At 71.3% G+C, this 12,863-nt stretch carries 12 protein-coding genes; 6 read left to right on the top strand and 6 right to left on the bottom strand.

The window, feature by feature from the left end; all coding sequences use genetic code 11:
* The first annotated feature begins 11 nt into the window (after nucleotides 1-11).
* Both pruA and ACFO0B_RS01600 read left to right on the top strand, forming a co-directional pair.
* Nucleotides 12-1,640: an L-glutamate gamma-semialdehyde dehydrogenase gene (gene pruA, locus ACFO0B_RS01595; protein WP_378610439.1), complete on the top strand. Its 1,629-nt coding sequence runs from the start codon at nucleotides 12-14 to the stop codon at nucleotides 1,638-1,640.
* Nucleotides 1,637-2,596, top strand: coding sequence for a proline dehydrogenase family protein (locus ACFO0B_RS01600; protein ID WP_378610440.1), 960 nt, complete (start codon nucleotides 1,637-1,639; stop codon nucleotides 2,594-2,596). The genes pruA and ACFO0B_RS01600 overlap by 4 nt, the downstream gene beginning before the upstream one ends.
* A 1-nt stretch (nucleotide 2,597) precedes the next feature.
* Here the strand turns inward: ACFO0B_RS01600 and ACFO0B_RS01605 are convergent, their stop codons facing one another.
* Nucleotides 2,598-3,443, bottom strand: coding sequence for an oxygenase MpaB family protein (locus ACFO0B_RS01605; RefSeq protein ID WP_378610441.1), 846 nt, complete (start codon nucleotides 3,441-3,443; stop codon nucleotides 2,598-2,600).
* Between the two features lie 124 nt (nucleotides 3,444-3,567).
* Between ACFO0B_RS01605 and ACFO0B_RS01610 the strand changes: the two genes are divergently transcribed.
* The gene (locus ACFO0B_RS01610) at nucleotides 3,568-4,218 is read left to right on the top strand and encodes a TetR/AcrR family transcriptional regulator (RefSeq protein ID WP_378610442.1); all 651 of its coding nucleotides are present in this window, start codon (nucleotides 3,568-3,570) and stop codon (nucleotides 4,216-4,218) included.
* A 90-nt stretch (nucleotides 4,219-4,308) separates the two neighbouring features.
* Nucleotides 4,309-4,977, top strand: a complete 669-nt coding sequence (locus ACFO0B_RS01615) for a DUF4352 domain-containing protein (RefSeq protein ID WP_378610443.1) — start codon at nucleotides 4,309-4,311, stop codon at nucleotides 4,975-4,977.
* Here ACFO0B_RS01615 and ACFO0B_RS01620 read toward each other — a convergent pair.
* A complete protein-coding gene (locus tag ACFO0B_RS01620) occupies nucleotides 4,974-5,819 on the bottom strand; it encodes an oxygenase MpaB family protein (RefSeq protein ID WP_378610444.1) in 846 nt (281 codons plus the stop codon). The genes ACFO0B_RS01615 and ACFO0B_RS01620 overlap by 4 nt on opposite strands.
* 68 nt (nucleotides 5,820-5,887) lie before the next feature.
* Here ACFO0B_RS01620 and ACFO0B_RS01625 point away from each other — a divergent pair, with 68 nt between their 5' ends.
* Nucleotides 5,888-7,339: an acyl-CoA synthetase gene (locus ACFO0B_RS01625; protein ID WP_378610445.1), complete on the top strand. Its 1,452-nt coding sequence runs from the start codon at nucleotides 5,888-5,890 to the stop codon at nucleotides 7,337-7,339.
* Here ACFO0B_RS01625 and dapD read toward each other — a convergent pair.
* The 4 genes from dapD to ACFO0B_RS01645 all read right to left on the bottom strand — a co-directional run bounded on the left by dapD (nucleotide 7,336) and on the right by ACFO0B_RS01645 (nucleotide 11,640).
* Complete coding sequence (gene dapD, locus ACFO0B_RS01630; protein WP_378610446.1) at nucleotides 7,336-8,283, bottom strand: 2,3,4,5-tetrahydropyridine-2,6-dicarboxylate N-succinyltransferase; 948 nt, start codon at nucleotides 8,281-8,283, stop codon at nucleotides 7,336-7,338. The genes ACFO0B_RS01625 and dapD overlap by 4 nt on opposite strands.
* Nucleotides 8,280-9,455: a PucR family transcriptional regulator gene (locus ACFO0B_RS01635; protein WP_378610447.1), complete on the bottom strand. Its 1,176-nt coding sequence runs from the start codon at nucleotides 9,453-9,455 to the stop codon at nucleotides 8,280-8,282. The genes dapD and ACFO0B_RS01635 overlap by 4 nt, the downstream gene beginning before the upstream one ends.
* A 79-nt stretch (nucleotides 9,456-9,534) precedes the next feature.
* Nucleotides 9,535-10,599 carry a phosphotransferase gene (locus ACFO0B_RS01640; RefSeq protein ID WP_378610448.1) on the bottom strand — a complete coding sequence of 355 codons (1,065 nt, stop codon included), beginning with the start codon at nucleotides 10,597-10,599 and terminating at the stop codon, nucleotides 9,535-9,537.
* Nucleotides 10,600-10,668: 69 nt separating this feature from the next.
* Entirely contained in the window at nucleotides 10,669-11,640 is a 972-nt protein-coding gene (locus ACFO0B_RS01645) for a LacI family DNA-binding transcriptional regulator (RefSeq protein ID WP_378610449.1), read from the bottom strand.
* 77 nt (nucleotides 11,641-11,717) lie between these two features.
* Between ACFO0B_RS01645 and dapE the strand changes: the two genes are divergently transcribed.
* Nucleotides 11,718-12,815, top strand: a complete 1,098-nt coding sequence (dapE, locus tag ACFO0B_RS01650; protein WP_378610450.1) for a succinyl-diaminopimelate desuccinylase — start codon at nucleotides 11,718-11,720, stop codon at nucleotides 12,813-12,815.
* The last annotated feature ends 48 nt before the right edge of the window (nucleotides 12,816-12,863 follow it).

Consider the following 12,863-nt stretch of genomic DNA (forward strand, 5'->3'; position numbering starts at 1 on the left):
TAGCCTGAGATATGGACGCTGTCACGGTTGTCCCCACCCCGGGCAACGAGCCGATCCACACCTACGCCCCCGGCACCCCGGAACGCGAACGTCTCCGCGCGAAACTCACCGAGATAGCCGAGCAGCAGGTGGAGATCCCGCTGGTCATCGGCGGGAAGCACCGGCCGGGCACCGGGGCGCTGCACGAAGTCGTCACCCCGCACCGGCACAGCCACGTGCTCGGCACCTACACCGACACCACGCACGAGGAAGCCCGCTCGGCCATCGATGCGGCAATCGCCGCGGCACCGGCCTGGCGCGCGCTCCCGTTCGACGAGCGCGCAGCCGTCCTACTGCGCGCCGCCGACCTGCTCGCGGGCCCGTGGCGGGAGACCCTGGCCGCCGCGACCATGCTCGGCCAGTCCAAATCCGCCCAGCAGGCGGAGATCGACGCCCCGTGCGAGCTGGTCGACTTCTGGCGCTTCAACGTCGCCTTCGCCCGCGACATCCTCGCCCAGCAGCCGGAGTCGAGCGCGGGCACCTGGAACCGGATGGACTACCGCCCCCTGGAGGGCTTCGTCTACGCCATCACCCCGTTCAACTTCACCGCCATCGCGGGCAACCTGCCCACCGCGCCCGCGCTCATGGGCAACACGGTGGTGTGGAAGCCGTCGCCGACGCAGACCGTGGCCGCTTTTCACACGATGAGGCTGCTGGAGGAGGCGGGGCTGCCGCCGGGGGTGATCAACCTGGTCACCGGGGACGGGCGGGCTCTGTCCGAGGTCGCGCTCGCCGATCCGAACCTGGCGGGGATCCACTTCACCGGCTCGACGAAGACCTTCAAGTACCTGTGGCAGCAGGTTGGCGCGAACCTGGACCGGTACCGCGGGTACCCGCGGCTGGTCGGCGAGACCGGTGGGAAGGACTTCGTAATCGCGCACCCCTCCGCCGACCCGGCCTCTCTCGCCACCGCGCTCGTCCGCGGCGCTTTCGAGTACCAGGGTCAGAAGTGCTCGGCTGCCTCCCGCACCTATATCCCGCGCTCGCTCTGGACCGCTATGAGCGACGAATTCCTCCACACCACAGGCGAATTGAGTTACGGAGACGTCGCCGAGCTGACCCACTTCGGTGGGGCGCTGATCGACCGCAGGGCCTTCGACAAGAACGTGGCCGCGCTGAACCGGGCACGAGAAGCGGGGATCGAGATCCCGGTGGGTGGCACCGCGGACGACAGCGAGGGGTACTTCGTGCAGCCGACCGTGCTGCTGGTCGACGACCCGCGCGACGAGGCGTTCGGCACCGAGTACTTCGGCCCGATCCTCGCGGTGCACGTCTACGACGACAACGCCTGGCCCGCCGTACTGGACGAGGTCGACAGCGCCGCGCCGTACGCCCTGACCGGCGCCGTCTTCGCCCGCGATCGGCAGGCGATCAACCAGGCGAGCGAGAAACTGCGATACGCGGCGGGGAACTTCTACGTCAACGACAAGCCGACCGGCGCGGTGGTCGGGCAGCAGCCGTTCGGCGGGGCGCGGGCCTCCGGCACCGACGACAAGGCGGGGTCGCCGCTGAACCTGCTGCGCTGGGTCGCGCCGCGGACGATCAAGGAGACGTTCGTCCCGCCCACCGACCATCGCTACCCGCACATGGGGACGCCGTGAACCCGCTGCGGCCGGTGATTCTCGCGGCGGCGGGGTCGCCGCGGCTGGCGAAGGCGGTCACCACCGTGCCCGCCACCGCGGCGGTGGTGCGGCGCTTCGTGGCGGGCGCCGACCGGGCCGCGCTGCTCCCGGTGCTGCGGGAACTGCTCGCCGACGGGCGGCGGGTCAGCGTCGACTTCCTCGGCGAGAACACCACCGACCCGGCGCAGGCGGATGCCGTCGTCGCCGAGTACCTGGCGTTGATCGCGGATCTCGCGACGCTGGCCGACGCGCCCGGTACGGAACTGGGCCCGCGCTGGGCGCGGCCGCTCGAGGTGTCGGTGAAGCTCACGGCGCTGGGCCGGGAGCTCCACGAGCCCGCTGCCACCGGCGGCCACGCGAGCCCGGCCGCGGCCGATCGGCTACGCACCATCTGCGGCGCTGCCGAACGGGCGGGCGTCTGGGTGACGGTCGACGCCGAGGGCCACACCGGCATCGCGGAAACCCTCGGGATCGTGCACGCACTGCGCCCGGAATTCCCCTGGCTCGGCGTGGTTCTCCAGTCCTACCTGCACCGCACCGAAGCCGACTGCGGCGGTTTCACGGACGCGCGGGTCCGGCTGTGCAAGGGCGCGTACAACGAGCCGCCCGAGGTCGCCTTCCAGCACAGCGCGGAGGTCACCGACTCCTACCTGCGCTGCCTGGACGTGCTCATGCACGGCGACGGCTACCCGATGGTGGCAAGCCACGACCCGGTGCTGGTCGAGGCGGCCATCGCGGCAGGCCGAACCCGGTACGAGCACCAGATGCTCTACGGCGTGCGCGATCTGGAGCAGCGCAGGCTGGTGCGCGAGGGCCGGGCGGTGCGGGTCTACGTGCCGTACGGGACCGAGTGGTACGGCTACCTGACCCGCCGCCTGGCCGAGCGCCCGGCCAACCTGGGCTTCTTCCTGCGCGCCCTGGTCAGCCGGTCGTGACTCAGACCAGCGGCTTGCCGAGCCTGCGGCGCAGCCGGAAATCGGCCAGGTAGAAGTTCATCGGGAAGAGCCGCAGCGCCGTCGGCAGCTTGCGCTGGCCGGCGCCGATGGCCCGCATGAGCAGCTCGAGCCGCCGCTCCTCGCGCTCCGACCAGGTCATGCCCATCTGCTCGCGGAGCCGGGGCGGGAGCAGCCCGGTCACCAGGAAGCGCTGGAACGGGGCGAAGGCGCGCAGCGGTTTGGGCAGCATGTGCAGATCGATGAGGGTGTCGAAGTACTCGCGGGTGCGGTCGTCGATGGCGCGGGCGGCGAGGCCGGACTCCCAGTACTCGGCGAAGGCGGCGCGGTCGGCGGGCCACATGTCGGGGCGCATCTGCAGCGAGGTGCCGAGGCGGGCGGCGTAGCGGTAGAAGGTGTCGGCGGTGTCGTCGTCCCACTCGCCGTGCAGCCTGCGCTCGATATCGATCACGCCGTAGTAGAGGCAGGCGGCGACCCAGAGCTGCAGGTTCGGGTCGAAGGCGTTGTACTTCACCGGGCTCTGCTTCGAGGAGCGGACCGAGCGGTGCGAGGTGTTCACGGCGTCGCGATAGGCGGCGCGCTCCTCTTCGGTGCCCATCAGCGCGACGGCGAGGTAGGTGAGCGTGGTGCGCAGCCGCTTCATCGGATGCAGCATGACCTTGCCCGAATCGACCGAGCTCTCCAGCACGCCGTAGGCCACGGGGGCGTGGCTGAGCTGCATGATCACGTTCGCGGTGCCGCCGAGGAAGGCGCCCGCGCCGGTCCACCGCGCGGCCATGTCGAAGCCGTCGACGGGGGTCGGCGTCGGCGCGGGGAGCGGTGCTGGCATCGTTGCCGCCTTCCGTGAGAAGATTTACCGGTAAAGCTCTCATCATCTCGCAACGCTGTCAATCGGGGCTGCAACCATGCGATGCTGAAGCTGTCATCGTTTCGGGATGGATAGGGTGGCCCACATGGCGAAGCTGACCCGATTGCTGCATCTGGTGCGGTCCGCGGGCCCGGAGGATCGCAACCAGGCCCGGGTGCTCGACGCGGCGCTCGTCGCCTTCCTCGACTTCGGTATCAAGCGGACCAGCATGGTCGAGGTGGCGCGGCGGTGCGGGCTCTCGTTGGCCACGCTCTACCGGCGCTTCGCCAGCAAATCCGATCTCATCCAGGCTGTGGGGTTGCGGCAGGCGAAGCAGTTCGTCGAGGACGTGGATGCGGCGTTGCAGCGGCAGGTCGACCGGGATGCCGGGGCCGAGGATCAGATCGTCGAGTTGTTCGTCGTGTTCCTGGAGGGGTTGCGGGGAAACAAGCTGCTCGACCGGCTGTTGCAGACCGAGCCGGAGATCGTGCTTCCCTATCTGACCGTGCAGGGGGCGCCGGTGATCGAGCTCGGTCGGGATTACTTGGTGGAGTTCATCGTTCGGTTGCAGCGGGAGGGGAAGTTGCCGGAGTACGATCCGGCGCCGATCGCCGAGATGATCGCGCGGACGTCGCTATCGCTGGCGCTGACGCCGCAGACGGTTATTCCGTTCGAGGACGAGCGGGCGGTGCGTGAGTTCGCCCGCGATCACATCGCGATTTCGTTCCGGGTGCCGGGGCGGCTGGCTGAGGGCTGAACGCCGTGTCGATCATTCGGCGGACAGATTTGCTTTGCGGTAACTGACACTCTGGGTGGCTCTACGTCCAGAACCAGTCAAGGTCAGGTCATGACTCAGCCGCCTTATCCGCAGCAGCCCAGCGGGCCGCAGTATCCCCAGCAGCAGGCGTACGGACACCCGTACCCGCCGCCGCAGCCGCCGAAGAAAAAACCGGTGTGGCCCTGGGTGCTGATCGGCGCCATGGTGTTGCTCTGCGGCGGCTGCTTCGGCATCGTCGGTCTGTCGAGCAACAGCGCCGACGAGGACAAGTCGACGGCCACCTTCAGCTCGGCGGCGCCAGGTGCCGAGCCGGCCGCGGTCGCGCCGGAAACGGCGGCTCCCGAGGTCGCCTCGGCCGGGGCGACAGTGCGGGACGGGAAGTTCGAGTTCCGGGTGACCGGGGTCGATGCCCCGGTGAAGACGGTGGGCAGCAACCCCTATCTGAAGGAAACCGCTCAGGGCGAGTTCGTCCAGGTGCACCTGGTGGTGACCAACATCGGGGACCGGGCGCAGACCTACTTCGGCAGTAATCAGCATCTGATCGACACGCAGGGGCGCAGGTTCGACAACGACACCTCGGCGGAGATCAATGTGAACGACGAGATCATCACCGAGATCAACCCTGGGAACAGCGTGAACGTCACCGTGGTCTTCGACGTCCCGGCGGGGTCGGTGCCCGGGACGCTGGAGTTGCACGATTCGGCGTTCTCCGGCGGGGCGAAAGTCGCCATCGGTTAGACCAGCGGGAGCCCGTGCTTGCGGCGGAAGCGCAGGTCGCTGAGGTAGATGCCGAGGGGGAGGCGGCGGACCGAGTGGGGGAGGGCGTTGTCGACGTGGCCGAGGAGGCGGAGGGTGCGGGAGAGGAGCCATTCGTCGCGGGGCGTCCAGCGCAGGCCCATCTGGTCGCGGACGTGCGGCGGGAGCATTCCGGCTACGAGGTAGCGGTGCGGGCGGCTCAGGAGGACCTGGACCGGCAGGGGAAGCATCTTGAGGTCGACCAGGTCGCGGAGGTAGGCGCGGACGGCGGGGGAGACGGTGGTGGCGGCGAGGTTCTCGGACCAGTAGCGGTCGAAGGCGGCGCGATCGGGGGGCCACATATCCGCGCGGACCTGGAGGGTGGTGCCGAGGCGGGCGGCGTACTGGTAGAAGGCGTCGGCTTCCGGGGAGTCCATCGGGCCGTGCAGGCGTTCGTGCAGGTCGGCGAGGCCCCAGTAGAGGCAGGCGGCTACCCAGAGCTGGAGGCGGACGTCGAAGGCGTTGTACTTCACCGGGCTCTCGGCGGTGGAGCGGACCTGGCGGTGCGAGGTGTTCACGGCCTCGCGGTAGGCGGCGCGCTCCTCGTCGGTGCCGAGCAATGCGACGGCCAGGTAGGTCATGGTGGTGCGGAGGCGTTTGATCGGGTGGATCATCACGTTGCCGCTGTGCACCGTGCTCTCCAGCACGCCGTAGCCGACGCCGGGGGCGGCGAGTTGCAGGATGACGTTGGGGGCGGCGGCGAGGCCGCCCGCGAGCACCGGGAGGAAGGCGGCGACCTCGAAGTCGGCGGGGGGCTCGGGTGGCACGGGCAAAGGTCGGGGCATCGCGACCTCCGATCTCGACGGTGAGACGGATACACACCCACGGTTTCACTGTTTCGGGAGTCGTGTCAATGACGCCGGTGACCGGTGACCGGTCTGTGATCAGTAGCGTGAGCGGGGTGCTGCTGCGATCGCTGAACCCGGCCGCCGTCGCCGCCGGCGACGACCTTCCGGATGCCCTGACCATTGCCGGGGAGACGCTCTCCCGCTCCGATCTGCTCGGGGCCGCCACGTCGGTGGCCGAGCGGGTGGCGGGGGCGGAGCGGGTCGCGGTGCTGGCGCGGCCGACCGTCACCACCGTGCTCGCGGTGACGGGGGCGTTGCTGGCGGGGGTGAGTGTGGTGCCGGTGCCGCCGGATTCGGGTGCCGCGGAGTTGCGGCACATTCTGAACGACTCCGGGGCGCAGGCGTGGCTCGGTGACGCGCCCGAGGGGAGTGAGCTGCCGCGGATTCCGGTGCGGAAGCACGCGCGGTCGTGGCATCGGTACGCGGAGCCGGATCCGGCGGGGATCGCGTTCGTGCTCTACACGTCGGGTACCACGGGGGCGCCGAAGGGGGTGCTGCTCAGCCGGGGGGCGATCGCGGCCGGGCTGGATGCGCTGGCCGAGGCGTGGGATTGGACGAGGAAAGACACGCTGGTGCACGGGCTTCCGCTGTTCCACGTGCACGGGCTGATCCTCGGGCTGCTCGGGCCGCTGCGGGTCGGGAGCCGGGTGATCCACACCGGGAAGCCGACGCCGGAGGCGTATGCGGCGGCCGGAGGCACGCTCTACTTCGGGGTGCCGACGGTGTGGTCGCGGATCGCGGAGGACGAGGAGGCGGCGCGAAAGCTGGCCGAGGCTCGGTTGCTGGTCTCCGGGAGCGCGCCGCTGCCGGTGCCGGTGTTCCGGAAGCTGCACGAACTCACCGGGCACGCGCCGGTGGAGCGGTACGGGATGAGCGAAACCATGATCACGCTCTCGACCAGGGCAGATGGCGAGCGCAGGCCGGGCTGGGTGGGGCTTCCGGTGCGCGGGGTCGAGACCAGGCTGCTGGATGAGAACGGTGCCGAGGTGCCGCGTGACGGGGAGAGCATCGGCAGCCTGCAGGTGCGGGGGCCGATGCTCGGCGACGGGTATCTGAACCGACCGGACGCCACCGCCGAGAGCTGGCTCGCGGACGGGTGGTTCGCGACCGGGGATGTGGCGGTGATCGATGCCGACGGGTTCCATCGGATCGTCGGGCGGGAGTCGGTGGATCTGATCAAGTCCGGTGGGTACCGGGTCGGTGCGGGCGAGGTGGAGACGGCGCTGCTCGGGCACCCGGAGGTGGCCGAGGTCGCGGTCGTCGGCCTGCCGGACGACGATCTGGGCCAGCGCATCGTCGCCTTCGTGGTGCCGCGGGGCGCGGCGCCCGACGAAGCGGAGCTGGTGGCGCATGTGGCGACGGAGCTGTCGAACCACAAGCGGCCGCGCGAGATCCGCTTCGTCGAGGCGCTGCCGCGCAACGCCATGGGGAAGGTGCAGAAGAAGCAGTTGAGCTAGTTGTGCGCGTGCAGCGCGGAGTTCAGCTCGATTCCGGTGCCGGTGCGCGAAACCACCTCGACGGCGCCGGACTGCGAGTTCCGCCGGAACAGCAGGTTCGGCTGCCCGCTCAGCTGCGCCGCCTTGACGATCGTCCCGTCCGGCGTCGAGACCTTGGTGCCCGCGGTGAGGTAGAGCCCCGCCTCGAGCACGCAGTCGTCGCCGAGCGGAATGCCGAGCCCGGAGTTGGCGCCGAGCAGCGAGCGCGCGCCGACCGAGATCACGGTGGTGCCGCCGCCGGAGAGCGTGCCCATGGTGGAGGCACCGCCGCCGACGTCCGACCCGTCCCCGACCACGACGCCGGCCGAGATCCGCCCCTCGACCATCGAGGTGCCGAGCGTCCCGGCATTGAAGTTCACGAACCCCTCGTGCATGACGGTCGTCCCGGCGGCCAGATGCGCCCCGAGCCGGACCCGGTCGGCGTCACCGATCCGCACCCCGGTGGGCACCACGTAGTCGACCATCCGCGGGAACTTGTCGATGCTGTACACGGTCACCGGCCCCCGGCCGCGCAGCCGCAGCCGCACGCTCTCGAAGCCGTCGACGGCGGCGGGGCCGTGGTTGGTCCACACGACATTGGCGAGCAGCCCGAACTGGCCGTCCAGGTTGAGCCCGTGCGGCTGGACGAGCCGGTGCGAGAGCAGGTGCAGCCGCAGGTAGACGTCGTGCGCGTCGACCGGGGGGGCGGAGATGTCGGCGATGGTGGTGCGCACGGCGACCACCTCGACGTCGCGCGCGTCGTCGGGGCCGACCAGGGTCGAGTACTCGGCGGGCGGCGCGTCCAGCCGCTCGGTGCCGGTGCTGTCGAAGCTGCCGAGCTCCGGGGCCGGGTACCAGGTGTCCAGAACGGTCCCGGACGTGGTCACGGTGGCGATGCCGACTGCTGCTGCTCCCTGAGTGCTCACGTCGAGAGAGCGTACCGATCGCGTCGGGCGCGTGGTGCCGCCACGTCCGCGGAGCGCGCGACCAGGGCCGAGCGCAGCTTCCAGATGTCGGCGCCGCAGGTGGGGTCGAGCCCGGTGAACTGGGCGATCCGCTTGAGCCGGTGGTCGACGGTGTTGGCGTGGATGTGCAGCTGTCGCGCGGTCAGCTGGCGGTTGAAGTCGTTCTCCAGGTGCGTACGCAGCGTGGCGAGCAGCTCGGGGTGCTCGTCCAGCGGGTTCAGGATGGCGGCGAGGCAGTCGCGGGCCGGGCCGGGCCTGGTGAGCTGGAATTCCAGGGCCATGCGCTCGAAGCGGTGCAGGCCGCCGCGGGCGCCGATCAGGGTGACGGTGTCGAGCAGCTGGTGCGCGCGGTCGGCGGCGTCCGGGATGGCGTGCTTGTCGGCGTGTACGACGGTGGCGGTGATCGGCACCCTGGCCGCCGCGGACAGCTCGGCGATCAGCGCCTCCAGCGAGGCGTCGGTGACGGCGTGCGCGGGCAGCAGCACGGTGCCGCCGTCCACGCTGAGCAGGGCGAGGGTGTCGCGCCCCGCGTGCGCGGCGAGCGCGGCCTGGGCGCGGCGCAGGGTGCGCCGGACCACCACGTCGCCGTCGAGCGCGGGGTCGGCGGCGTCGGGGTGGGTGGGGATCTGCAGCGCCACGACGGCGTACCGCTCGGCGGGCTCGATGCCGCACTCGCGCGTCATGGTGCTGGTGGAGTAGCCGCCGAGCAGCGCGGAGGTGAGGGTGTGCACGGCGGTGTGGTGGTCGGCGGCGGCGGAGCGCAGCTCGCGGACGTAGGCCATGCTGATCGCGGTGGTCATCCGGTCGAGCGCGGTCAGCATGGCGCGCATCCCGGCCACCAGGGTGTCGTAGTCGTCGCGCCGCACCTCGCCCTCGGTGCGGCGCGCGGCCACCAGGTCGAGGCCGATCCGGTAGCCGGAGTGCACGGCGTGGTGCACGGCGTCGATCGGGACGCCGGTCCGTGCCCAGCCCGCCGCGGCGCGCTCGATCTCGGCGATGTGCTCGGTGGTGTCGTCGCCGTCGGCCGTGGCCAGCGCCGCCGCCAGGCACTGCCGGGTCAGCGCGGTCACCTCGTCCGGGGCGTCGAGCGACGCGATCTCGAGTAGTTCGCGTTCCGGCAGGGTGACGGTCACGACAGGCTCCTCCACTGCTCGGCGCCTACCAGGCGATAACGGTGTTACTGGGAGACGTTACGCGCGTAACCGACGGTTATCAACGGTGTGCGGCGAGTGCGCCCGCGGTGTCCAGGTCGGCGTAGGCGGCGGCGTACCGCTCGGCCAGCGCCAGCGCGATGTCGGGGCGCTGCCACAACTCGCCCGCGCTCGCGGTGCAGAGCCAGAGCGTCAGCCCGTGTGCGACGGAGGCGCGGTAGCCGTCCCTGATCTCCGCCGCCGACGGCAGCTCGGCGGCCGGGAGTCGCAGCGCGGCCCGGTACTCGGCGAGCAGGTCGTTCTCGGCGCGGCGCCGGTCCTCGATGGTGAGCGCGCCCTGCAGGAAGTAGCCGAGGTCGAGCGACCAGGAGCCGCGCCTGGCCACCTGCCAGTCCAGGAAGCCGACCCGGGCGCCGTCGATCAGGTAGGTGTTGCCGATGTGCGCGTCGCCGTGCAGCAGCGTCTGCGGGCCGGTGGTGAGGCTCGCGATGTACGGCTTCCAGATGTCGTCGATCAGCGCGCCGATGGTCAGCTCGCGCACGGCGGGCGGGGCGTCGGGGAGCCGGTCGAGCGCGGCGGGCAGCGGCGCGATCTCCATGCCGTCCCACGGGACGAAGGGCTCCAGCCAGGCGAGTTCGGGGTGCTGCTCCAGCCGGGCGCCCCAGTAGGTGCCGTGCAGCCGGGCCAGCGCGCGCACCCCGTCTGCGGCCTGGTCGACGGTGAGCGGGCGGGTGGCGTCGCGCGGGTCGGCGCCGCGCTCGGCGAGATCCTCCATGACCAGCAGGAAGTCCTCGCGCTGCTCATCGATCAGCGCGATGTGCACGACCGGGTGCTCGACCGGGAGCGGCAGTCCGCTCTGGAAGAGCCGCGGCTCGTGGTACATCCCGCTGGTCAGCTTGATCAGCTCTTTGTGGGCGGGGTCGGCGGCCTTGACGAACACCGAGCGCGGGCCGGGGGTGCCCGCGTACTCCAGGCCGAGCCGGGCGCGGCGGTTGGTGCCGTCGTCGCGCAGCGTCACGTGCACCGCGGTCACCCGGGCGCCGGGGAAGTCGGCGGCGAGCGCCGCCGTCATCCACTCCGGGGTGATCTCCGCCCAGTCGGCGGGAATCGGAAGGTCGCGCGTCATGGAGAACCTCTCTCGGCGATCGAGAAGAATTACATTCTCGGGAGAGGTTACGCGCGTAACCGGCGGAAATCAGGTGGATTCGCGGACCAGCAGCACCATCAGGTCGGCGCCGGTGGCCTTCGCCTCGGTGGGGTAGCCGAGCGCGGTCATGAAGGCCGCGGTGGCGATGTCGACGATGGCGTCGGCGGCGAAGGCGACCGAGGTCAGCGGCGGCGCTGCCACCTCGCCGAGCGGGATGGCGTCGACGCCGATCACCGCCAGGTCGCGCGGGCACTCCAGCCCGGCCTGGCGCATGCCGTGCTGGACGACGAAGGCGGTGTCGTCGTTCTGCGCGCACACCGCGGTGACCCCGCGTTCGCGCCACTCGGTGACGACCTGGGCCGCGTTCGCCGTCCGTACCTCGGCGAGTTCCGGCTCGGGCAACCCGCGGGCGTCCATCGCGGCGCGCAGCCCGGCCAGCCAGTACTCGCCGATCGGGCGCAACGACTCGTCTGGCGAGAAGGCGTAGGCCAGCCGCCGGTGCCCGCGCTCCACCAGGTGCGCGATCCGGACCTCGCCCGCGGTGAGGTGCAGGTTGCCGAGGTCGGCGAGGCGGCTGCTGCCCAGGTGGAAGTTGGGGATCCGGGCCGCCTCGACGGCGGCGAGCGCGGCGCCCTGGAGCGGGTAGACGCCGGTGACGGCGACCGGGTCCAGGTCGGTGATGGCGTTCACGATGGCGGCCTCGTCGCCGGTGTCGAAGAGGAGCACCTGCATGACGCCGCGGCGCGCGAGCTCGGTCGTCATCCTGGTGCTCACCTCGATGGCCAGCGCGTTCAGCGCCACCTGCGGGAGTACGAAGAGCACGACGCCGCTGCGCCGGCGGGCCAGGTTGCGGGCCGCGAGGTTGGGGCGGTAGCCGAGCTCGTCGGCGGCGCGCCGGACCGCGGCCCTGGTCTGCTCCGAGATCGAGCGGCCGGGGACGTTGTTCAACACGTAGCTGACGGTCGCCGTGGAGACACCGGCCTGCCTGGCCACGTCCGCCTTGGTCGGTCTCGCGGTCATCACACCCCTTCTCCTCGCCCCGGCCGCGACCATGATGGCATGGCATCCGCGCGGCGAACTGGCCGTAGGCTGACGGCGTGAGCATCGATTTGCGCGCCGACCCGATCGAGCTGACCGCCGCCCTCGTCGACATCCCGAGCGTCTCCAGGGACGAGGCGGCCATCACCGACGTGGTGGAAACCGCGCTGCGCGAACAGACCTCGGGCTTCACCGTGCTGCGGCACGGCAATGTCGTCCTCGCACGTACCGACCGCGGCAGGCGGGACCGGGTGATCCTGGCCGGGCACCTGGACACCGTGCCGATCGCGGACAATCTGCCCAGCCACTACGTCATGGAGGACGGGCACCGGGTGCTGGCCGGTTGCGGCACCGTTGACATGAAATCCGGCGACGCGGTCTTCCTGCACCTGGCCGCGACCGTGGCCGATCCGGTCTGTGATCTCACCCTGATCTTCTACGACTGCGAGGAGATCGCGGCCCGCTACAACGGCCTCAACAGCGTCGAGCGGGACCTCCCCGAGTGGCTGGCGGCCGATCTCGCGATCCTCGGCGAGCCGTCGGCGGGCTGGGTCGAGGCCGGCTGCCAGGGCACGCTGCGCGCCAAGCTGACCACCGCGGGCGTGCGGGCGCACTCGGCCCGGTCGTGGCTGGGGGACAACGCCATCCACCGGCTCGCCCCGGTGCTGGAGCGACTGTCGAGCTACCGCGGCCGCGAGGTCGACATCGACGGCTGCGTCTACCGCGAGGGGCTCTCCGCGGTGCGGGTGGGCGGCGGGGTCGCGGGCAATGTGGTGCCGGACGCCGCCGAGGTCGAGGTGAACTTCCGTTTCGCCCCCGATCGCTCGGTGCAGCAGGCCGCCGAGCACGTCGCCGAGGTCTTCTCCGGGCTGGAGCTGGAACTCGAGGTCACCGACTCGGCGGCGGGCGCGTTGCCCGGGCTGAGAGCGCCGGCGGCGGCCGACCTGATCGCGGCGGTCGGCAAGCAGGGCGGCGGCGGGGTGCGGGCCAAGTACGGCTGGACCGACGTGGCCCGGTTCGCGGCCCGCGGCATCCCGGCGGTGAACCTCGGGCCGGGCGATCCGAACCTGGCGCACAAGCGCGACGAGCGGGTGCCGGTGCGGCAGATCACCCAGGTCACCGAGGTGCTCAGGGGGTACCTGACCGACGGCGCGTGACGCTGGGGCAACAGCCGGGCGAACAACTCGGTCCCCGCGCTCGGGCGC

The organism is Nocardia jiangsuensis (genome assembly GCF_042650385.1).
GTDB classification, from domain to species: Bacteria; Actinomycetota; Actinomycetes; order Mycobacteriales; family Mycobacteriaceae; genus Nocardia; species Nocardia jiangsuensis.